General features: G+C 60.8%; 20 protein-coding genes and 1 pseudogene. 9 read left to right on the top strand and 12 right to left on the bottom strand.

Annotation, left to right across the window (positions count from 1 at the left end):
- Nucleotides 1–951: a sulfate adenylyltransferase subunit CysD gene (gene cysD, locus H4I99_RS01815; RefSeq protein WP_163904059.1), complete on the bottom strand. Its 951-nt coding sequence runs from the start codon at nucleotides 949–951 to the stop codon at nucleotides 1–3.
- Between the two features lie 62 nt (nucleotides 952–1,013).
- On the bottom strand, nucleotides 1,014–1,763 hold the full coding sequence (locus tag H4I99_RS01820) for a phosphoadenylyl-sulfate reductase (protein ID WP_163904061.1): 750 nt from the start codon (nucleotides 1,761–1,763) through the stop codon (nucleotides 1,014–1,016).
- Nucleotides 1,764–2,096: 333 nt separating this feature from the next.
- Here H4I99_RS01820 and H4I99_RS01825 point away from each other — a divergent pair, with 333 nt between their 5' ends.
- The 5 genes from H4I99_RS01825 to H4I99_RS01845 all read left to right on the top strand — a co-directional run bounded on the left by H4I99_RS01825 (nucleotide 2,097) and on the right by H4I99_RS01845 (nucleotide 6,683).
- Nucleotides 2,097–2,546 (top strand): RrF2 family transcriptional regulator, encoded by a 450-nt coding sequence (locus H4I99_RS01825; RefSeq protein WP_163904063.1) that lies wholly within the window; start codon nucleotides 2,097–2,099, stop codon nucleotides 2,544–2,546.
- Between the two features lie 251 nt (nucleotides 2,547–2,797).
- A complete protein-coding gene (locus H4I99_RS01830; RefSeq protein ID WP_163904065.1) occupies nucleotides 2,798–3,820 on the top strand; it encodes a sulfate ABC transporter substrate-binding protein in 1,023 nt (340 codons plus the stop codon).
- Between the two features lie 109 nt (nucleotides 3,821–3,929).
- Entirely contained in the window at nucleotides 3,930–4,766 is an 837-nt protein-coding gene (gene cysT / locus H4I99_RS01835; RefSeq protein WP_163904067.1) for a sulfate ABC transporter permease subunit CysT, read from the top strand.
- Nucleotides 4,756–5,628: a sulfate ABC transporter permease subunit CysW gene (cysW, locus tag H4I99_RS01840; RefSeq protein ID WP_163904069.1), complete on the top strand. Its 873-nt coding sequence runs from the start codon at nucleotides 4,756–4,758 to the stop codon at nucleotides 5,626–5,628. Before cysT ends, cysW begins: the two co-directional genes overlap by 11 nt.
- 14 nt (nucleotides 5,629–5,642) lie before the next feature.
- Complete coding sequence (locus H4I99_RS01845) at nucleotides 5,643–6,683, top strand: sulfate/molybdate ABC transporter ATP-binding protein (RefSeq protein WP_163904070.1); 1,041 nt, start codon at nucleotides 5,643–5,645, stop codon at nucleotides 6,681–6,683.
- Nucleotides 6,684–6,841: 158 nt separating this feature from the next.
- Here the strand turns inward: H4I99_RS01845 and H4I99_RS01850 are convergent, their stop codons facing one another.
- Together H4I99_RS01850 and H4I99_RS24800 are read right to left on the bottom strand one after the other, a co-directional pair.
- Nucleotides 6,842–7,126, bottom strand: a complete 285-nt coding sequence (locus tag H4I99_RS01850; RefSeq protein WP_163904072.1) for a hypothetical protein — start codon at nucleotides 7,124–7,126, stop codon at nucleotides 6,842–6,844.
- Between the two features lie 135 nt (nucleotides 7,127–7,261).
- A pseudogene (locus H4I99_RS24800) lies at nucleotides 7,262–7,696 on the bottom strand (DUF6508 domain-containing protein); the annotation flags it as partial.
- Between the two features lie 23 nt (nucleotides 7,697–7,719).
- Between H4I99_RS24800 and H4I99_RS01860 the strand changes: the two are divergent.
- Nucleotides 7,720–7,968 carry a hypothetical protein gene (locus H4I99_RS01860; protein ID WP_186663189.1) on the top strand — a complete coding sequence of 83 codons (249 nt, stop codon included), beginning with the start codon at nucleotides 7,720–7,722 and terminating at the stop codon, nucleotides 7,966–7,968.
- A 134-nt stretch (nucleotides 7,969–8,102) separates the two neighbouring features.
- On the opposite strand, the gene H4I99_RS01865 is transcribed toward H4I99_RS01860, so the two are convergent.
- The 7 genes from H4I99_RS01865 to betI (H4I99_RS01895) all read right to left on the bottom strand — a co-directional run bounded on the left by H4I99_RS01865 (nucleotide 8,103) and on the right by betI (H4I99_RS01895) (nucleotide 16,048).
- Complete coding sequence (locus H4I99_RS01865) at nucleotides 8,103–9,455, bottom strand: chloride channel protein (protein WP_163904076.1); 1,353 nt, start codon at nucleotides 9,453–9,455, stop codon at nucleotides 8,103–8,105.
- Nucleotides 9,456–9,604: 149 nt separating this feature from the next.
- Entirely contained in the window at nucleotides 9,605–11,257 is a 1,653-nt protein-coding gene (betA, locus tag H4I99_RS01870; RefSeq protein WP_163904078.1) for a choline dehydrogenase, read from the bottom strand.
- Between the two features lie 23 nt (nucleotides 11,258–11,280).
- Entirely contained in the window at nucleotides 11,281–11,700 is a 420-nt protein-coding gene (locus H4I99_RS01875; protein WP_163904080.1) for a hypothetical protein, read from the bottom strand.
- 47 nt (nucleotides 11,701–11,747) lie between these two features.
- The gene (betB, locus tag H4I99_RS01880; protein ID WP_163904082.1) at nucleotides 11,748–13,211 is read right to left on the bottom strand and encodes a betaine-aldehyde dehydrogenase; all 1,464 of its coding nucleotides are present in this window, start codon (nucleotides 13,209–13,211) and stop codon (nucleotides 11,748–11,750) included.
- On the bottom strand, nucleotides 13,208–13,852 hold the full coding sequence (locus tag H4I99_RS01885; RefSeq protein WP_163904084.1) for a glutathione S-transferase family protein: 645 nt from the start codon (nucleotides 13,850–13,852) through the stop codon (nucleotides 13,208–13,210). Before H4I99_RS01885 ends, betB begins: the two co-directional genes overlap by 4 nt.
- 2 nt (nucleotides 13,853–13,854) lie before the next feature.
- Entirely contained in the window at nucleotides 13,855–15,375 is a 1,521-nt protein-coding gene (gene betC / locus H4I99_RS01890; protein WP_163904086.1) for a choline-sulfatase, read from the bottom strand.
- Between the two features lie 76 nt (nucleotides 15,376–15,451).
- The gene (betI, locus tag H4I99_RS01895) at nucleotides 15,452–16,048 is read right to left on the bottom strand and encodes a transcriptional regulator BetI (RefSeq protein WP_163904088.1); all 597 of its coding nucleotides are present in this window, start codon (nucleotides 16,046–16,048) and stop codon (nucleotides 15,452–15,454) included.
- A 192-nt stretch (nucleotides 16,049–16,240) separates the two neighbouring features.
- Between betI (H4I99_RS01895) and H4I99_RS01900 the strand changes: the two genes are divergently transcribed.
- From H4I99_RS01900 to H4I99_RS01910, 3 genes are all read left to right on the top strand, one after another.
- Entirely contained in the window at nucleotides 16,241–16,789 is a 549-nt protein-coding gene (locus H4I99_RS01900; RefSeq protein WP_163904091.1) for an HdeD family acid-resistance protein, read from the top strand.
- A gap of 149 nt (nucleotides 16,790–16,938) precedes the next feature.
- A complete protein-coding gene (locus H4I99_RS01905; protein ID WP_163904093.1) occupies nucleotides 16,939–18,768 on the top strand; it encodes a bifunctional diguanylate cyclase/phosphodiesterase in 1,830 nt (609 codons plus the stop codon).
- Between the two features lie 300 nt (nucleotides 18,769–19,068).
- Nucleotides 19,069–20,070: an NAD(P)H-quinone oxidoreductase gene (locus tag H4I99_RS01910; protein WP_163906159.1), complete on the top strand. Its 1,002-nt coding sequence runs from the start codon at nucleotides 19,069–19,071 to the stop codon at nucleotides 20,068–20,070.
- Nucleotides 20,071–20,473: 403 nt separating this feature from the next.
- Here H4I99_RS01910 and betI (H4I99_RS01915) read toward each other — a convergent pair whose 3' ends face one another.
- Nucleotides 20,474–21,070: a choline-binding transcriptional repressor BetI gene (betI, locus tag H4I99_RS01915; RefSeq protein ID WP_163904094.1), complete on the bottom strand. Its 597-nt coding sequence runs from the start codon at nucleotides 21,068–21,070 to the stop codon at nucleotides 20,474–20,476.
- Nucleotides 21,071–21,139 lie beyond the last annotated feature (69 nt).

Consider the following 21,139-nt stretch of genomic DNA (forward strand, 5'->3'; position numbering starts at 1 on the left):
TCAGAAATATCCTTCGCGTTTCTTCTTCTCCATCGAACCCGACTGATCGCGGTCGATGGCCCGGCCCTGACGCTCTGATACGGTGGCGATTTCAAGCTCGGCGATCACGTCTTCCAGCGTCGTTGCGTGCGAGCGGATGGCGCCGGTAAGCGGGAAGCAGCCGAGTGTGCGGAAGCGGATCATGCCTTCCTGCTTCACTTCGCCGGGCAGGAGTTCGAGCCGCGGGTCCTCGGCGAGGATCATCATGCCGTCGCGCTCCACATAGGGACGCTTGGCGGCGTAGTATAGCGGCACCAGCGGAATGTCTTCCGCCTGGATGTAGCGCCAGATATCGACCTCGGTCCAGTTGGACAGCGGGAAGGCGCGAACGCTTTCGCCCTTGCGGATCATGCCGTTGTAGATGTTCCACAGTTCGGGGCGCTGGTTGCGCGGGTCCCAGCGGTGGTCTGGTGTGCGAAAGGAATAGATACGCTCCTTGGCGCGGCTGGCTTCCTCGTCGCGACGCGCGCCGCCGAAGGCCGCGTCATACTGGCCGGCATCGAGCGCCTGGCGCAGGGCCTCGGTCTTCATGATGTCGGTATAGAGCGCCGAGCCATGGCTGAAGGGAGTGACGTTCTCGGTGGCTCCGCGCGGATTGGTGTGCACGATCAGGTCCAGATCGTAGCGCTCCACCATCTCGTCGCGAAACGCGATCATTTCCTTGAACTTCCAGCCGGTGTCGATGTGCAGCAGCGGGAAGGGCACGCGGCCCGGATAGAAGGCCTTTCGCGCCAGATGCAGGAGGACGGAGCTGTCCTTGCCGATCGAATAGAGCATGACCGGCTTGTCGAACTCGGCGGCCACTTCCCGGAAGATGTGGATGGCCTCGTTTTCCAGCGCCTTCAGATGCGGATCGAGCGGCGGCTTGGCCGGTATATCCTTGGAATGCGGATCGAACTCGGAATGGTGCATTGTACTGTCCTGTTGATCCGGAAGGCCGGATCCGTTCTCGATAGCCCTTGTGGCTGATTTGGTCAGGCGATGTTGGATGCGATCGGCGTTGCCGCCGCTTCGGGGACATGCAGGCCGCATTCGCGCTTTTCGTCGTTCTCCCACCACCAGCGTCCCGCGCGCTCCGGCTCGCCGGGTTTGATCGCCCGCGTGCAGGGCTCGCAGCCGATGGAGGGATAACCGCGTTTGTGCAGCGGGTTGGTCGGAACCGCCTGAGACTCGACATAGGCGTCGATATCCTCGATCGACCAGTCAGCCAGCGGATTGACCTTTATAAGATTGCGTTCCGCATCATATTCGGCAAACGGCGTTGCAGCGCGGTTGCCGGATTGTGCGCGGCGCAGGCCCGTGATCCAGATGGTGGCGCCGGCCAGTGCCTTGCCGAGCGGCACCAGCTTGCGCACATGACAGCAGGCGTGTCGGGCTTCGACGCTTTCGTAGAAGCCGTTCAGGCCATACTTCGCCGCATAGGCGTCGATATCGTCCTGCTCGGGCCCGAACTTCGCGATGGTGATGCCGAACCGTTCTTCGGTTTCGGAGATCAGATCGACCGTTTCCTGGAACAGCCGGCCGGTTTCCAGCGTGGCGACCTCGATCGGCAGTCCCGCAAGCCCGATGGCCGCGGTGATGACCTGGTCCTCTATGCCGAGGCTGGTGGTGAAGACGGCACGTCCGCCTAGTGCTGACACAAGGCGCAGGCGCTCCGTGAGATCGGCCTTGGCAAGGGTGGCATCCAGTGATGCAATGGCTTCGGGGGAATTTTGAATGCTCATAATTCTCTTCCTGCTGATGGCCGGATTATTCCGTATTTCGCAGGATGCGAACAGGAATTGCCTTTCAAGCAGACGAAGATGAAGAGCAAATATCTCTCTTCGCGCGAACAAAGGCGGGAATTCGTCCCGGTTTTGTCGCGCGGTAGTCCCAAGGCGCTGAACGCCGAATTTAGACCGAGACGAACTGTAGTGCATTAACTCTACTAAATCAATAGACTTAATTTCGAAAATGCCATTGTCTTCTCACACCCACGGCTGGGATTTGAAAAAGCGTCCGAATTCCGCTATCCCGACGAAACGCGGATACGGGTTCGCGGCAAGTGGTGATATCCAATGATTTCCCAAAAGGCGAAATATGCGCTCCGGGCGCTGACCGTGCTGGCTCGTGCCGAGACCGGCGATCCCGTGCAGATTTCCGATATTGCCGACCGCCAGAAGATCCCGAAGAAGTTTCTCGAGCAGATCCTTCTCGATCTCAAGCGGGCAGGGTTCGTCGAAAGTCGCCGTGGGAAGCAGGGGGGCTACCTTCTGCTGCGTCCCGCATCTGAGATCACCTATGGCGAAGTGCTGCGCCTGATCGACGGACCGATTGCGCCCTTGCCCTGCCTTTCGCTCACTGCCTATCGCCGCTGCGAGGATTGCGACGGCGAGAACGACTGTGAGATCCGCCACGTCTTCGCCCGTGTCGCGGATGAGACCCGGGCGGTACTGTTCTCCACGACATTCGCCGACCCGCTCGGTGAGCATGCGCCGATACCGGCCGTGCTCGAGCGGGCGAACTGACAGTCAAAATAACGCTGCGACGCAAAAAACTGTCATTGGCAGCCGTTTAAGTGCAGACTCGTGAAATCGGTTTTTCTGCGATTGGCCGCTTTGGCGAACGATTTTCTCCTCGGAGAATGCGCATTTTGGGCCATCATTTTCCGAGCGATGCCGCGTGGAGGTACTGTTTTGCTATTTTTTCGGCCGCGTTGACTAACACGACCTGACCGGTAGAGTTTAGGGCAGGGATAAAGAGGAAAGGAACGAGTGCCATGAACAGCTTTCTGAAACAGGTAAGCGGCCTTCTGGTCGGGCTCTCTCTGAGTGCCAGCGCCGCTACGATGGCTTACGCAGACACGAAGCTCCTCAATGTGTCGTATGACCCGACGCGCGAGTTCTATAAGGAATATAACGCCGCCTTTGCCAAACACTGGAAAGCCGAAACGGGTGAGACCGTCACAATCCAGCAGTCCCATGGCGGTTCCGGCAAACAGGCCCGCTCCGTCATCGACGGCCTCGATGCCGATGTCGTGACGCTCGCCCTCGAAGGCGATATCGACGCGATCGCCAAGGCGACGAACAAGATCCCGGCGGACTGGCGCAAACGCCTGCCCAACAACTCTTCTCCTTACACCTCCACCATCGTCTTCCTGGTCCGTAAGGGCAACCCTAAGGGCATCCACGACTGGGGTGATCTCGTGAAGGGCGATGTGCAGATCGTTACGCCGAACCCGAAGACCTCGGGTGGTGCCCGCTGGAACTATCTTGCTGCCTGGGCATGGGCAAACAAGGAGTTCAACGGCGACGAGACCAAGATCAAGGAATACATCGCCGATCTCTACAAGCGCGCTCCGGTTCTCGACACCGGCGCCCGCGGCTCGACCGTCACCTTCGCTCAGCGCGAAATCGGCGATGTGCTGATCGCCTGGGAAAACGAGGCCTATCTCGCCGGTGCAGAATTCGGCGAGGACAGCTTCGACATCGTCGTGCCGAAGCTCTCGATCCTGGCCGAACCGCCGGTCACCGTCGTGGACGGCAATGCCGATGCCAAGGGCACCCGCAAGGTGGCCGACGCCTATCTCGAATACCTCTACTCGGCTGAAGGCCAGACGATTGCCGCCAAGCACTTCTACCGCCCTTCCAAGCCGGAACTCGTTCCAGCCGACCAGCTGAAGCTGCCGAAGCTCGATCTCGTCACCATCGACGATCCGATCTTCGGCGGTTGGGCCAAGGCACAGCCGACCCACTTCGGCGATGGCGGCATCTTCGACCAGATCTACAAGCCCGCCAGGTAAATTGGCGATCCTCCCGAACGGCAGGCCCCGATCTTGAACGGTCGGGGCTTGTCGCATGAAGATTTGCAGGCATGATGAAAAGCGCGATGACGCGATGACGGGAACATTCATGAAAAACTGGCGACAGCCGAGCATTCTGCCGGGCTTCGGCCTGACGCTCGGTTATACCATCTTCTACCTCACGGTGATCATCCTGATCCCGCTTGCCGCCCTGGTCTGGCGTTCCGCCGAACTGGGCTGGCAGGAGTTCATTTCGATAGCGCTGGATGAACGGACGCTCCGCTCTCTGGAGGTCAGCTTCGGCTCGGCCTTGATCGCCGCCGGCATAAATGTGGTGTTCGGCGTGATCACCGCCTGGGTGCTGGTACGCTACCGGTTTCCGGGCCGCCGCCTGCTGGATGCGGTGATTGATCTTCCTTTCGCCCTGCCGACCGCTGTCGCCGGCATTTCGCTCGCCGCGCTCTACGCGCCGAAGGGCTGGATCGGTCAGTTGTTCGCGCCGCTCGGCATCAAGATCGCGTTCACGCCGGCCGGCATCGTGGTTGCCCTGATCTTCGTCGGCCTTCCCTTCATCGTGCGCACCGTGCAGCCGGTGATGGAGGAGCTTGACCGAGAAGTCGAGGAAGCCGCCGCCACTCTTGGGGCCAGCCGTTTCCAGACGCTGTTCTACGTCGTGCTGCCGGCGCTGGTTCCTGCGATCCTCACCGGCTTCGCGCTGGCCTTTGCCCGGGCCGTCGGGGAATACGGTTCGGTCATCTTCATTGCCGGTAATATCCCCTATGTTTCGGAGATCGCACCGCTCTTGATCGTCATCCGCCTCGAGGAGTTCCATTATGCCGGCGCCACCTCGATCGCCTCGATCATGCTGCTGATCTCGTTCGCCATGCTGCTCTTGATCAATCTTCTGCAGATGTGGAGCCGCAGGAGGTACAGCAATGTCCGATAAAGCTCATGCCTCCCGTTCCAGCTTCCACGAAGCCGCAACCGAAACGCCGGTCTGGCGCTGGGTACTGACGGCAATCGCCGTCGCCTTCATGCTGCTGGTCGTCGTGCTGCCGCTGGTCGTCGTCTTCGTCGAGGCCTTCCGTAAGGGAGCCGAGGAGTTTTTCGCCTCGCTCGCCGAGCCGGACGCCGTCTCGGCCATTCGCCTGACGCTAACCGTCGCTGCCATTGCTGTGCCGCTCAATCTCGTCTTCGGCATCGCCGCCGCGTGGTCGATCGCCAAGTTCGAATTCCGCGGCAAGACCTTCCTGATCACGCTGATCGACCTGCCGTTTTCGATTTCGCCGGTCATTTCCGGTCTGGTCTACGTGCTGCTGTTCGGCGCACAGGGCTTTCTCGGCCCCTGGCTGAAAAGCTACGGCATCGAGATCATCTTCGCCGTGCCGGGCATCGTGCTTGCGACCGTTTTCGTGACCTTCCCCTTCATCGCCCGCGAGTTGATCCCGCTGATGCAGGAACAGGGCTCCGGCGACGAGGAGGCGGCCCTTTCGCTCGGCGCTTCCGGCTGGCAGACCTTCTGGTATGTGACGCTGCCCAATATCAAATGGGGCTTGCTCTATGGCGTGCTGCTCTGCAACGCGCGCGCCATGGGCGAGTTTGGCGCCGTTTCCGTCGTATCGGGCCATGTCCGAGGCCTGACGGAAACCATGCCGCTGCACATCGAGGTTCTCTACAACGAATACAATTTCGTCGCAGCCTTCGCGGTTTCGACGCTCCTCGCTCTCCTTGCCCTCGTCACGCTGGCGCTCAAGTCCATTCTCGAGCTGCACTACGGCGACGAAATCGCGGCAAGCCGGAAACACTGAAAGGTCTCTCCCCAATGGATGTAAACATCAAGAATATCCGCAAGGAGTTTGGCCAGTTCCCGGCGTTGCACGACATTTCCCTGTCGATCCGCTCCGGCGAACTCATCGCGCTGCTCGGCCCTTCCGGCTCGGGCAAGACCACCCTTTTGCGCCTGATCGCCGGCCTTGACCGGCCGACCGCCGGCCAGATCTTCTTCGGCCAGAACGACGCCTCGGAAAAGTCGGTGCAGGAACGTCATATCGGCTTCGTCTTTCAGCATTACGCACTGTTCCGCCACATGACGGTTGCCGACAACATCGCCTTCGGTCTCAAGGTCCGCCCGAAGGCGACCCGTCCACCGGCCGCCGAAATCCGCAAGCGCGTCTCCGATCTGCTCGACATGGTACATCTGACCGGCCTCGAAAAGCGCTATCCGGCCCAGCTTTCCGGCGGCCAGCGCCAGCGCGTGGCGCTCGCCCGCGCCATGGCCATCGAGCCGACGGTGTTGCTGCTCGACGAACCCTTCGGCGCGCTCGACGCCAAGGTGCGCAAGGAGTTGCGCCGCTGGCTGCGCGAGTTCCACGACCGCACCGGCCACACCACCTTCTTTGTCACTCATGACCAGGAAGAGGCTCTTGAACTCGCAGACCGCGTCGTGGTCATGAGCCAGGGTAAAATCGAGCAGGTGGGCTCGGCGGACGACGTCTACGACACGCCGAACTCGCCCTTCGTCTTCTCATTCATCGGCGAATCCTCCCACATCCCCGTGACCGTTCGCGAGGGCACCGTCCTGTTTCAGGGCGAACCGATCGGCATCTCCGAGCAGGGTTCAGACAGTGCGGGAGAACTCTTCTTCCGCCCGCAGGATGTGGCAATCATCGATGACAAGACATCGCTCTACGGCAAGGTCACGGCTTGCCGCCGTCTCGCCGGTACCCGCATCGCCGAAATCGATATCGCCAATGAGGGCCACGATCCTTATCATTTGGAGGTTGAAGTACCGCTGGACGCTCCGGTCGCCGTCGGTGCCGAAATCCGCTTCCGCCCGACGCGGTGGAAGCTGTTTCGGAAGTGAGGTGCAGCGCTCGGCGCGCAGAATAAAGGGGCCGGTCTCAGACCTGGCCCCTTAACAAGAACGAAGACCCGGCAGGCAAGGTCACCCAAGTCCTTTGACGCATTGGTTCGTGCAAAAATTGAGGTTTCGCGTCAGGTCTCCGAGGCCCGATTCAGTCCTTACGCCGACTTGCGACGCAGCACGACGAAGGACACTGCGGCAGCAGCAATTCCGAAGATCGCCCATGTGAGCGGCAGGATGTCGGCTTTCTCACTACGGATGGGCAGAACGGTAACGGTTCCCGGTGAACTCTCGAAACCGGCCTTGCCCTCTGCCTTGGCTGCGGCGATCTGCTCTGGTGAAACCACCCATTCGGCGTTCGTCATCTTGTCCTTCACCATGGCTCCGCCTGCCACGGCAAGACCGATCAGAAGGGAAATGAAGATACGCTTTGTTGTGTTCATTCGTTTTCTCTCTACTGTTGACCTTTCCGGTATCTGGACCAAACGCCGAGGTTTTTCAATGCGGTGGCGTTGGCCAGCCAACGCTTCGATCCGGGCCAGAAGGCGTTGTATCAGTCTTTCCTCAAAGGCCTTGGCCAGCATGCCTTCACTGTACCGGTCGCCACGAACCAGGGAGGTAAGGACGAGCGCGATTTCGTCCACGGTCGCCGTTTCAACGGCAGCTGGTTCCGAGCAGAGGTGATGATATCTTTCGCCTTCGGCATCGCCACGCCAGTTTACATCCGGACGCACCCAGTTTCCCTTGTCCACGGCCCGCAGAAAATCCTGAGCGCCTTTTGAGAAGGCATAGAACGGCAACTGGACTATTCCGTCCCTGCTATCTCCACCTACCCACTTCCCGAATACGAAGTTGGGATCGGCAAACAGGTTAGCAAAGGGAAGGAGGGGGACTGGATCGGGTGGCGGCTGCACGGTGAATGATGTCCTCGAACCTCGAGAGAGAGGCAGTGCTAACGCTGAAACTGGGCGGAAACGGGAACCTTTACGCGGTTTCGACACTTCTACGGACATCACAATCCAAGGGAGTTTATGCTATGCTCAGTACCAACACCTGGCTGAAAATCATTTGCGCCATGATGATCAACGCCGTGGTTTTCGGCGTCGGCGCCGTTATGGTCTTGATGATACCCGCTCTCGCGGCTCAGGCCAAATACCTCATCCCGGCGGTTGTCGTGATCAGCTTCGTCTCCGCCCCGTTCATCGCCTCCCTGATCGCGCCACGCATGCGTTTGCGCAACTGGGGCAAGGAACGCTGGCAGGAAGGCGACCTGATCTCCGGTTAGCCCAATTCCAGCGAAAGCGAGAACCGGTTTGCGTGAAGGCATGCCCGAGCGTTGGAGGCGACCTGTTTTCCTAGAAACTGGTCAGTGTCAGCCTTCCGTTGAAAGGCTGGCATTGATGAGAAGTCGCTTGCGGTTCAGGTCGCTTCATTCTCCGATTTGGCCAGCGCGCGCTTGAGACGCACGCCTTCTGCAATCCAGGCGCGGGAAAGGCCGTGATAGAGCGGTTCGCGCGAGATCATGCGCGAGGTCACGTAGCCGAGCATGGCGGCTGCCATCAGGCTTATGATGCCCTCGTGGCTGTCGGTCATTTCCAGAATGATGACGAATGCGGTCATCGGCGCCTGCACCACGCCGGCGAAGTAACCGGCCATGCCGAGCACGGCGGAAAGACCGATGCTGACCCCGAGCAGCTGGCCGATGCTGCTGCCAAGCCCTGCGCCGACCGAGAGCGACGGTGCAAAGATGCCGCCCGGAATGCCCGAGACCATCGACAGGAAAGTGGCGGCGAGCTTGGCGACGAAATAGCCATAGGGCAGCGCATCGCCTTCGATTGCGCCGCGCGCCTGTTCATATCCGGTGCCGAAAGTGCTTCCGCCGGCGGCAACGCCGATGATGGCGACGAGCATCCCGCAACCGGTCGCAACGGCCACGCTGCGCTTCAGCGGGGCCGTCTGCACCCATCGCTTGATCCGTTGCGACAGTCGAAGCGCGCCTGCCGAAAACATCGCGCCGAAAGCGCCGCCGACGATGCCGCAGGCAATGACGGCGAACCATTCGCGCGCCGTTCCGACCGAAAGCGAGGTCGCGCCGAAATAGGTGTAGCTGCCGACAAGCCCGAGCGCCGAGATGCCGGATAGGATCACGGCGGTCAGCACGAGGCTGTTCGCCCGCGCCTGATAGGTGCGGCCCATTTCCTCGATGGCGAAGACAATGCCGGCAAGCGGCGTGTTGAAGGCGGCGGCGATGCCGGCTGCCGAACCGGCGAGGATGAGGCCTTGAGCCTGCGCCATTCCGCCGATACGGGCGGAAAGCAGCATGATGGAGGCCCCGACCTGAACAGTCGGGCCTTCGCGCCCGATCGATGCGCCAAAGAAGAGCCCGCTCACCGTCAGCAGGATCTTGCCGAGCACAAGCTTGAGCGAAAGCAGTCGTCTGCGTTCCTCATCGCCGCGCAGATGCCGGGCGGCGATTGCCTGCGGAATACCGGAGCCTTGCGACGCCGGAAAAACCGTGAACGCCAGCCAGGAACAGAGAGCAAAACCGAGCGGAGTCAGGACAAGCGGCAGCAGGAACGACCATTGTCCGGCATTGAGCACGCTGTTGAACAGATGTTGCGCGCCATCGGCGAGCTTGGCGAAGGCCACCGAGATGACACCGATCGCCAACGCCCCCGCCCAGAACACGGCGCGCGGCTTCCATACTCGCCAGGAACCCCACATCACGCGGGATCGCCGCAGCAGTTTCGATTTTTTGTAATTGTTCGGCATAGGCTTTGCGTCTCGGCGGAGCGGAAATTGCGGCGCCGGGGCGCTGAAGCAATGAACCTACTCTCCGGCCGGGCACAGGCCCTAAGCCTTAGACCCCCAACTTGGCAGAAGGCAAGTGCCGTCACCCGTCGATGACGGCTTTTGTCATTTCATCTGTCGCTGGTCTCCCAGCGCGGGTTGATCCACGGTTCCTGGTTGGAGCGGGGCAGGGGCTGCTTGCCGAGGATGTGGTCCGAGGCCTTTTCGCCGGTCATGATCGACGGGCCGTTGAGGTTGCCGTAGGTGATATCAGGGAAGATGGACGAATCCGCGACGCGAAGACCGTCGATGCCGATAACACGGCATTCCGGATCGACCACCGCCATGGGATCGTCCTTCGAACCCATCTTGCAGGTGCCGCAAGGATGATAGGCGCTTTCGAGATGCTCGCGTAGGAAGGCATCGATCTGCTCATCCGTCTGCACGTGCTCGCCCGGCTGGATCTCCGAGCCGCGATAGGGATCGAACGCCTTTTGCCCGAAGATCTCGCGGGTAAGCCGCACGCAATGGCGGAACTTCACCCAGTCCTCCTCGGTGCTCATGTAGTTGAAGCGGATCACCGGATCGGCCATCGGGTCGGAGGACCGCAGCGTCACGCTGCCGCGCGACTTCGAGTGGTTATAGCCGACATGCACCTGGAAACCGTGGCTGTCGGCCGCCGCCTTGCCGTCATAGGAGATCGCGACAGGCAGGAAGTGGTACTGGATGTCGGGCTGCTTGACGCCCGGCGCGGACCGCACGAAGGCGCAGCTTTCGAACTGGTTGGATGCGCCGAGACCGGTGCCGGAAAACAGCCATTGCGCGCCGGCGACCCCCTGCCAGAACCATGGCAGCCAGGAATAGAGCGAGACCGGCTTGGTCGCGACCTGCTGGAAATAGAATTCCATGTGGTCCATCAGGTTGGCGCCGACGCCGGGACGATCGAGCTTCACCTCTATGCCCATCTCCTTCAGATGCGCGGCCGGCCCGATGCCGGAGAGCAGCAGCAGCTTCGGCGAGTTGAACGACGAGGCGGCGACGATCACCTCGCGGTTCGCCTTGACCACCTCGATCTTGCCATTGCGCTCGATTTCCACGCCGACCGCACGACCGTTCTCGATCACGATCCTGCGGGCGAAACAGCGCACAAGTTCGACATTCGGTCGCTTCAGCGCCGGCTTCAGATAGGCATTGGCGGCGGACCAGCGGCGCGACTTCCAGATGGTCTGCTCCATCAGGCCGAAGCCTTCCTGCTTCTCGCCGTTATAGTCGTCCGTCGTTTCGAAACCCGCCTGCTTGCCCGCCTCGACGAAGGCCTTGAACAGCGGGTTCTTCACCGGCCCGCGCTGGACGTGCAGCGGCCCGTCAGTGCCGCGCCAGCCGTCCTGCCCGCCGTGAGAGCTTTCCATGCGCTTGAAGTAGGGCAGTACGTCGGCATAGCCCCAGCCCTTCGCACCGGCCTCTTCCCAGCGGGTATAGTCTTCCGCGGAGCCGCGCACATAGACCATGCCGTTGATCGAGGACGAGCCGCCGATCACCTTGCCGCGCGGCGCGGTGATACGCCGGCTGTTGAGGTTCGGCTCGGGCTCGGAGAGATAGCCCCAGTTATAGCGCTTCATGCTCATCGGCCATGCGAGCGCCGCCGGCATCTGGATGAACGGCCCGGCATCCGACCCGCCATATTCCAGCACCATGACCGTATGCTTGCCGTCTTCCGACAGCCGGTACGCCATGGCCGAACCCGCCGAGCCGGAACCGATAATGATGAAATCTGCATTTTGCATGGTCTTGGTCCGCTCAAGCTTTGTTAGGCATGGTTGAAATTATTGGCATCTGGTGACGCGTATCGGTTGAAATCCCGAAGCGCCGATGCGACCTCTTTGGGGACATTCGTCTCAAGGGGGGCGCGTATCGAATGGCCGAGGAAGGCTTTCAGGATAAACTGCTGCGAAAGCTGAACGCGGTCGAAGGCGAGCGGTTGGAGGCTGAGCGTTCGCGAGAACAGAACAGTGCCGGGATCGACAATATCTACCGCGATCGCCGTGAGGTCCGCTCCATCTTTTACCGAATGCGGATATGGCGGATTCGGGCACTCTTCTTTGCAATGGGCATGTTCTTGGGTCTGCTGTTGCACGAAGTTACCGGCACTAGCCTGCTCTTTTCCGTAGGCGCTTGCGCCGTTTGCAGCGTATTCGTCTTCGAACGCCACATGCAGCGCAAGCGGCAACGGGAGAGGCATCTCGCTTGAGATGCCATCTGTCCGGTTAAGCGCTCTCAATACGGCGCCTCGCACTTGCCCATACCCACATAGACGGTCTTCAGCTCGGAATAGTGCTCGATGGCTGCCAGCGAGTTTTCGCGGCCGAAGCCGGACTGCTTGGAGCCGCCGAACGGGATTTCGACCGGGCAGAGGTTGTAGGTGTTGATCCACAGCGTGCCGGCCTCGAGTTGGTCGACCACCCGGTGGGCGCGGGAAAGATCGGCGGTGAACACGCCGCCGGCGAGGCCGAATTCGCTGGAATTGGCGCGTTCCAGCACTTCCGCTTCATCGGTGAAATCGAGCACGCACATCACCGGCCCGAAGATTTCCTCGCGCGCGATGGTCATGTCGTCGGTCACATCGGCAAACACGGTCGGCTGGACGAAATAGCCTTCGCCGGAAACGTTGTTCGGAATGCCGCCGCCGGTGATAAGCGTTGCGCCCTCGGCCTCGCCCTTCTCGATATAGCCCAGCACCTTCTCGCGCTGCGCCCAGGAGACCATCGGTCCCATCTGGGTCTCTTCCTTCTGCGGATCGCCGATCAGGATCGCCTCGGTGCGCTCCTTCAAGCGGGCGAGGAACTTTTGCTTGATATCCTTCTGCACGAAGACGCGGGTGCCGTTCGAGCAAACCTGTCCGGTGGAGTAGAAGTTGCCGAGCATGGCACCGGAAATGGCGCTTTCGACATCGGCGTCGTCAAATACGATCAGGGGCGACTTGCCGCCGAGTTCCATCGTCACATGCTTCAAACCGCCGGCGGCGGCTGCCGCCACCTTGCGGCCGGTCGGAACCGAGCCGGTCAGCGAAACCTTGGCGACATCAGGATGGTTGACGAGCAGCGGGCCGGTGTCGCGGTCGCCCTGGATGACGTTGTAGACGCCCTTCGGCAGGCCGGCCTCGATCAGGATTTCAGCGATCTTCAGCGCGCCGAGCGGCGTCGTTTCCGAAGGCTTGAACACCATGGCATTGCCGGCGACGAGGGCGGGCGCGCCCTTCCAGCAGGCGATCTGCTGCGGATAGTTCCATGCGCCGATGCCAACGCAGACGCCGAGCGGCACGCGCTTGGTATAGGCCCAATCACCGCCGAGCGGAATGTGCGAACCGTTCATGGCGGCGGGTGCGACACCGCCGAAGAATTCGAAGGCGTCCGCGCCGGAAGTCGGATCGGCGACGATGGTTTCCTGAATCGGCTTGCCGGTGTCGAGCGTTTCAAGCTCGGAAAGCTCGCGGTTGCGTTCACGGATGATCTCGGCGGCGCGCTTGAGCACGCGGCCGCGCGCCATCGGGCTCATCGCCGCCCATTCCTTCTGCGCGCGCTTGGCGGACGCGATCGCCTTCTCGACGATGGCGGGCGTTGCCGCATGCAGCTTGGCGATCACCTCACCCGTCGCCGGATAGATGCTCTCGATGACGGTGCCGTCTGTGTCCTCGACATATTCGCCGTCGATGAAATGGGAGGCGGGGGGCTGGGCTTTCATGATTTCACTCTCACTTCGTCAAAATTGACCATCACGTGCTCGCGATAGGCGTGGCGTTCGCAAAGCCGGGCGTAATAGGCTTTCAGCTTGGGCAGGTCGGCGCGCTCGATGTCGAGATCATAGTAGCGATAGAGCATCTGGCCGAACATGATGTCGGCAACGGTCAGGTCGTTGCCTGCAAGGAAGTCGTGCTTGCCGAACTGTGCCTCGGCGATGGGGAGCCGTTTCATGAGCAGCACGACCGCCTCGGCAATCGCCTGCGGGTTGCGCTTCGCAGAGGGCGTGCGGACGAGCGGCACGAAGATGCGATCAAGAAACAGCGCCGCGACGGTCACCTTCGACCATTCTGCCCATTTGTCGACCTGCGCGCGCGCCGACAGGTCTTCGGGCCAAAACGGGCCGGTGCCGTATCTGCTGGCCAGATAACGCACGATGGCGGCGCTTTCGAACAGCGGCTCGTCGTTCCCGTCCTTGAGCACGGGAACGAGACCGTTGGGGTTCATGGCCAGGAATTCGGGCGTGTCGTTTACGCCATAGGTGAAACCGGCGTCGATCCGCCGATACTCGAGTCCGAGTTCTGCGATCGTCCACATCACCGCCTGCAGGTTTATCGATGTTCTCCGGCCCCAGACTGTCAGCATGGTCACTCTCCGCGCGGATAGCGTTTGGATTCCTCGAGATTGTCGAGGTTCATGTGGTTGCGCATGTAGCGCTCGGACGCCTTCTGCAAAGGCTGGTAATCCCAGGGAAAGTAGGCGCCGTTTCTCAGTGCCTCGTAGACCACCCAGCGCCGCGCCTGGCTCTCGCGCACGGCGGCATCGAATTCGGCCATGTTCCAGCGCGCCTCGCGCCTGGCGCGGAAGCCGGCGAGAACGTCAGCATGGGCCGGATCGGCGGCGAGGTTCTCAAGCTCCAGCGGGTCGCTCTCCAGATCGAAGAGCTGCTCCGGGTCGAGTTCGCAATGGACGTATTTCCACTTGCCCTCGCGAATGCCGACGAGCGGCGCGTAGGAGGCTTCCGCCGCATATTCCATCAACACGGGTGCGGTGCGCACCGCGCCGTCGATCATGCCCTTGAGGCTGATGCCATCGGTCCACGGCATGATTTCATCGATGGAAATGCCGGCGAGATCGCAGAGCGTCGGTGTCACGTCGAGGTTCGAGGTAGGTGTGACATGCAGGCCGGCTGTAATGCCCGGACCGGCGATCATCAGCGGCACGCGTGCCGAACCCTCGAAAAAGTTCATCTTGAACCACAGCCCGCGCTCGCCCAGCATGTCGCCATGGTCGGAGCAGAAGAAGATCAGCGTGTCGTCAAGCTGGCGTGTGCGCGTCAGCGTGTCGATCAGTTCACCCACCTTGTCGTCGAGATAGCTGATATTGGCGAAATAGGCCTGGCGCGAGCGGCGCACGTTCTCGTCGGTAATGTCGAAGCTGGCATAGTCGCAGGATTTCAGGATGCGCTCGGAATGCGGGTCCTGTTTCTCGAGCATGCCGATTTCCGGCGTCAGGTGCTCGCAGCCTTCGTAGAGATCCCAGTATTTCTTCCGGGCGACATAGGGGTCGTGCGGATGGGTGAAGGAAACGGTGACGCACCACGGGCGGCGGTCCTTGTCGTCGTTCTCGCGGGAAAGCTGGTAGATCTTCTGATTGGCGAGGAACGCGACCTCGTCGTCATATTCCATCTGGTTGGTGATCTCGGCGACGCCTGCGCCCGTCACCGATCCCATGTTGTGATACCACCAGTCGATGCGCTCGCCCGGCTTGCGGTAATCCGGCGTCCAGCCGAAATCGGCCGGATAGATATCGGTGGTCAGCCGGTCCTCGAAACCGTGCAACTGGTCCGGCCCGACGAAATGCATCTTGCCTGATAGCGCGGTGTAATAGCCGGCGCGACGCAGGTGATGGGCAAAGGTCGGGATCGAAGAGACATACTCGGCGGCGTTGTCGTAGACGCGCGTGCGCGACGGCAGCTGTCCCGCCATGAAGGAGGCGCGGGCAGGGGCGCAGAGTGGCGATGACGTATAGTTGTTGCGGAACCGCGCGGAACGGGTGGCCAGTGCCTTGAGATGCGGCGCATGCAGGAAGTCCGCCGGCCCATCGGGAAAGAACTTCCCGTTGAGCTGGTCGACCATGATGATCAGAATGTTCGGCTTTTGCGTCACTGGCTTCGTTCCCCGGTATTTCTTGTCTGGTGCTGTGTGGCGGCACCGCCCTCCGCCTCGGTCCGACGAGGTGTCGTCATGAAATGCCGCCTCGCGATACCGCCAGCTGCCCCTCGATATAGTCTTCGACGAGCGCCACCGACGCCTCGATGCTGACAGGTGCCGACCTCAGACTTTGCCGGATATAGAGCCCGTCGATCATCGCGGCTGCGCCCTCTGCGATGCGGCTTGCGTCACCGGCTGAAGCAAGCGGCTTCAGCGCCGAAACGAGATTGGAGTTGAGGCGTCGGGCATAGACCTCCAGAAGCCTGCGGACCTCTTCCGAGCGCTGCGCCTCGACATAGAAGGCGAGCCATGCGGCGACCGTTTCGTCGGCAAACTGGTCGGCATGGAAGCTCACCCGGATGACCGCGGAAAGCCGCTCGCGGGGCGTTCGCGCCTGCCGCAGTGCGGCGACAGCATCGGTCCGCAGCTGGCGCAGCAGCGCCCGCACGGTCTCGATCAGCAATTGTTCCTTGGAGCCGAAATAGTGATGCGCCAGAGCCGGCGAAACGCCCGCCTGCCGGGCGATCTCCGACATGGTGACGGAAAGCGAGCCATGATGACCGATGGCGCGCAGCGCTGCATCGACCAGCGCCTTGCGGCGCACCGGCTCCATTCCGATTTTCGGCATGCAAGATCCTTCCGGAATACCCGTCGTAATGCTGTCAGTTTATTTTTGATTGACTCATCAATCAATAAAAAATGCGTCACGATCCGGCCTGTCACCGTCGCTTTCGGGCGCTATCTTTTATCTTCTATTGTCACGAGAGTTTGAAAGCGCGATGGTAGGCAATTAGATCAATTGATTAAAGGAGATGCCGTGATGCTTGACGAAACAAGGCCTGTCCGTTTTTCCGAATTGCGTGCCAAGTGGGGCTGGCTGGTGGCGCTGGGCGTCATCATGCTGATCTTCGGCGGCATCGCGCTTGCCAACCTTTTTCTCGCCACCGTTGTCTCGGTCTATTATGTCGGCGCGCTGATGCTTGTCGCGGGAGCGCTGCATGTGGCTCACGCCTTCCAGGTGCGAGGCTGGGAAAGCGTGCTGTTCTGGGCCTTGAGCGGGCTGCTTTACCTGATGGCCGGTCTCCTGACCTTCGCCAACCCGCTGCTTGCCTCGGCCATCCTGACCCTGCTTATCGGTGCTGCGCTGCTGTTCGCCGGCCTCGTTCGCCTCTGGGTCGGCTTCAAACTCAAGGGCGCGGAAGGCTGGGGCTGGATCGTCCTGAGCGGTGTGGTCACCATGCTCGCCGGCATCATCATCGCCATCGGCTGGCCGGTCAACAGCTTGTGGATACTCGGCCTTTTCCTTGCAATCGACCTCATCATGCAGGGCTGGTCGCTGGTTGCGCTCGGTCTCGCACTGAAACGGTGAAACCCTCCGCCGCCGGTGCTCCCGATGCCTCCGGCGGCTTGAACATTGTCATGAAAGTTTCATGAAGCATTCACGTACGGGAAAGGTTTTCTTGACGAAGTGCAGGCCACATTGACGCCATAAAAATTAACAGTTTTGGAGAAAAAGAAATGGTTCCGGGCGCAGTGGTGGAGGCCGGCGTTTTGCGCCGCTTCGCCAATGACCAGTTGCTGGCGCTTGCCAAACTGGTCATCGAAAATGCCTTTCAACCCATTGTCGAAGTCGGTACCGGCGCCGTTTTCGGATACGAATCCCTGATGAGAGGCCACGAGCGGATCGGCTTCGAAAGCCCGCTCGACATTCTCGACCAGGCCGCGCAAAGCCACCAGCTTCTTGCGCTTGAGCAGATGCTTGCCAGCCGTGCGCTGGCGAAATTCGCTACCCTTCCGGATTTTTCCGACACCACGCTCTTTCTCAATCTCGATGTCCGCCTGATCCCCGAGGGCGACCATCTGGTTGACAGCATTCTCGAACATCTGAGAAAGGCGAATATCCCGCCGTCTTCAGTCTGCTTCGAGCTTTCCGAACGCTTCGACAACACCTCCGTTCCCGAGTTTTCCGGTCTTGTGGCGCGGCTCAGGAAGTCCGGCTTCAAGCTGGCGATCGACGATTTCGGCGTCGGCCATGGCGAGATGAAGCTGCTTTGCGATTTTCCGGTCGACTATGTGAAGATCGACCGGCACTTTGTCGCCAATATGGACAGCAATCCGCGCAAGCGGCACCTGGTGAAGAACATCGTCAACTTCTGCCATGTGCTCGGTGTCCGGGTGATCGCGGAAGGCATCGAGACGGAGGCGGAATTCATCGCCTGCCGGGAATTCGGCGTCGATCTCGTGCAGGGTTGGTTCGTCGCCCGGCCCACCACGCTGCTCAACGAGTTGAAGCCCGCCTTTCCCCATCTGCAGGACATCGGCAAGGTTCGCCGCTCCACCCAGTCGCTTGACGAGGTGCTGATCCGCAAGCAGATCGAGCGTCTGCCGACCGTGTTCGAACATGAGAGCATCGACAGCGTCTTCGATCTTTTCCGGCGCAATCCGCGCCAGTCCTTTTTCCCGGTGCTGAACGCCAATGGCGAGCCGCGCGGCATCATCAACGAATTTCACCTCAAGGAATACATCTACCAGCCCTTCGGCCGCGACCTGCTGAAGAACAAGGTCTACGAGCGCTCCATTTCTCATTTCGTCGACCGCGCCCCGATCGTCGGTCTCGATGCCGATGCCGAGCGCCTGATGACGATCTTCGCCAACATGGACGGCAGCGATTGCGTGATCCTCACCGAGAACATGCGTTATGCCGGTGTCGTTTCCGCCGCCTCGCTGATCCGCATCATCAACGAAAAGCAGTTGAAGACGGCGCAGGACCAGAACCCGCTGACCGGTCTGCCGGGCAATCGCGCCATTCGCGATTTCATGCAGGACAGCGGCCGGGACGGCGATGAGGACCGTCATTTCTGCTATTGCGACTTCGACAATTTCAAGCCGTTCAACGATCACTACGGCTTCCAGATGGGCGATCACGCCATCAGCCTGTTCTCGGCGCTGCTGCGCCGCTATTTCTTTTCCGAAGGCGATTTCCTCGGCCACGTCGGCGGCGACGATTTCTTCATCGGCGTGCGTGACTGGAGCCGTGAGGAACTGTCCGAAATCCTTGACCGGTTGCTCTCCGATTTCCACGACGACGTGGTCCAGCTCTATTCGGAGGACGATCGTAGCGCGGGGCGTATCCGAGGCTTGGACCGTCACGGCCGCGAACGGGATTTCCCGCTGATGCGTTGCTCGATCGGCGTGCTTGAACTGCCGAGAGGCTTCGTGATCGACGATCTAAACAGGGTGGGCGCGGAGATCGCCGAACTCAAGAAACTGGCCAAGGAAAGCGACGCGGGCCTTGTGGTCAGGGCTTTTGGCGCGGCGGAGGAACGCGACCTGCCGGTCGGTCTGTGAGCCCTCAAATCATCCGCCGGGTTTCATGTCCGGTGCGGCTAAATCCACTTTTCGCGGGCGGTCCTTCCTTCCGGTTACCGGCAAATGTTGCATGCGGTGGCGATGCGATTTGTCGCGCGCGTCAATGAGCCTCCTTTTCAGAAGGTCCGGCGTGTCCTATGTCGTGTCATCGCGCCAGAGCAATTCCAGCCGAAGCAGGATCCGGTTTTGCGTCCGGAATTGCATGCAGACACTCAGAGAGAGCATCGAAGACGGTTCTGTTATCGTCTAAAAATGCTCTGGAACCCAGGAGACCCGATGATGTCGCTTCCCGCCAGCATGCGTTACGTCGATCTTCCCTCTTTCGGTGCTCCCGAAGAGATGGTTATCGCAACCGGTCCGTTGCCGACGCTTCGCGCCGGCGAGATCCTTGTTCGGGTTGAAGCCGCGGGCGTCAATCGTCCGGATGTCGCGCAGCGCCAGGGCACCTATCCGCCGCCGAAGGATGCAAGCCCCATTCTCGGGCTGGAGGTTGCGGGCGAAGTGGTGGCGCTCGGCGATGGCGTCGATGAATTCTCCATCGGCGACAAGGTCTGCGCGTTGGCAAATGGCGGTGGCTATGCCGAATATTGTGCGGTTCCGGCCGGGCAGGCGCTGCCCTTTCCGAAGGGCTTCGATGCGGTGAAGGCTGCGGCCCTTCCCGAGACCTTCTTCACCGTCTGGGCGAACCTCTTCCAGATGGCGGGGCTGACTGAAGGCGAGACGGTCCTTATCCATGGCGGCACCTCCGGTATCGGCACGACCGCGATCCAGCTCGCAAAGGCATTTGGCGCCGAAGTCTTCGCGACCGCCGGCTCGGTGGAAAAGTGTCAGGCCTGTCTCGACCTCGGGGCAAAGCGCGCCATCAACTATCGTGAGGAAGATTTCGTCGAGGTCATCAAGGCCGAGACGGGCCGACGCGGCGTCGACGCTATCCTCGACATGATCGGCGCTGCTTATTTCCAGAAGAACCTGTCCAGCCTTGCCAAGGATGGCTGCCTTTCGATCATCGCCTTCCTCGGCGGCTCACTGGTGGAAAGGGTTGACCTCACCCCGATCATGATCAAGCGGCTCACCGTGACCGGCTCCACCATGCGCCCCCGCACGGCCGAGGAAAAGCGCGGCATTCGCGATGAGCTCGTAAGCGATGTCTGGCCGCTGATCGAGGCCGGAAAGGTGACGCCGGTAATCCATTCGGTATTGCCCTTCGAGCAGGTGGCCGAGGCCCATCGCCTGATGGAAAGCTCGAAGCACATCGGCAAGATCATGCTGAAACTGGCGTAAAGTGCAGGGGAAGACCGCAATGATGGCCGCGTGAGGCTGCGACGCAGCGTCGAGAAGCATGCGAATGTTAAGGTTTCGCCGGCCAATTGCAACTCACTTATGCCCGCCAACCGTTACACAACGTGCCTTGCGGAATGTGTTCTACGCTCCTACCTTTGGGTTATCGACAACGTAGAGAAAGGAAGGTGATCCAATGTCTAATGAGATTTCGGTCTGTGTTGCTGACATCGGAAAGGTGTCGGTCTTGACGGGGCAGCCCTCGACCTGACCAGCCTTCTTTCGGATCGGATGTTCCGCTCCGGGTCCGCAAACGGACTAAACCTCATGGAGAGCCGCCTCGTGCGGCTCTTTTTGTTTTTGGGCTTTTAATCCTTCAGAGGGCCTGGAACGCCAGTTTCCCGCCTCACCCGGCAAGAGGCCAGCCGCCCGGCAGGCGATAGCGAAGATAGGCATAGACCTGCGCAAGCGCAGTTTCCCGCGTGATGCCGCCGCTGTCCAGCCCGAGACGCAGCCACAATCCATCAATCAGCGTCGTCAGCGCGAGGGATACCTCGTTGCACTCCTCCCTCGGCAGGATATGAACCAGTGCCGACATCAGGTTGCTGCGCATCCGGGCGTGGATGACCTTCTGGATGCGGGCGAATTGCGGCTCGCGCGGCACCTCGGCGCAAAGCGACAGCCAGGCATGGCAGGTGGCCGGCTGATAGAAACGCTCCTCGAAATTGCCTTCGATGACGGCCGCCAGCCGCTCGTGCGGCGTGGTCGCGAGCCGCAGCCGCGCCGCCACCGCATCCCTTAGTTGGGAATTCGCTTCCCGCATCGCGTGCTCGAAGAGTTCCTGCTTGTTGCGGAAATAGTGGAGCACGATGCCCTTGGACGAGTTGGTGTGGGCAGCCACCTTTTCGAGCGTTGCGCCCGATATCCCTTCCTTCTGCAGAACCTCATAGGCGGCAAGCCTGAGTTCCCGGCGGCGGATCACGCTGATTCTGGTCAGTTTCATGGCTGTCTCCACAGTCAGGCAACCGTTGACATGTTTTCCGGAAAGATCAATAGTTGACCCATTGGTCAA

Origin of the sequence: Paenirhizobium daejeonense, from assembly GCF_014280875.1 — a bacterium.
GTDB classification, from domain to species: domain Bacteria; phylum Pseudomonadota; class Alphaproteobacteria; order Rhizobiales; family Rhizobiaceae; genus Allorhizobium; species Allorhizobium daejeonense.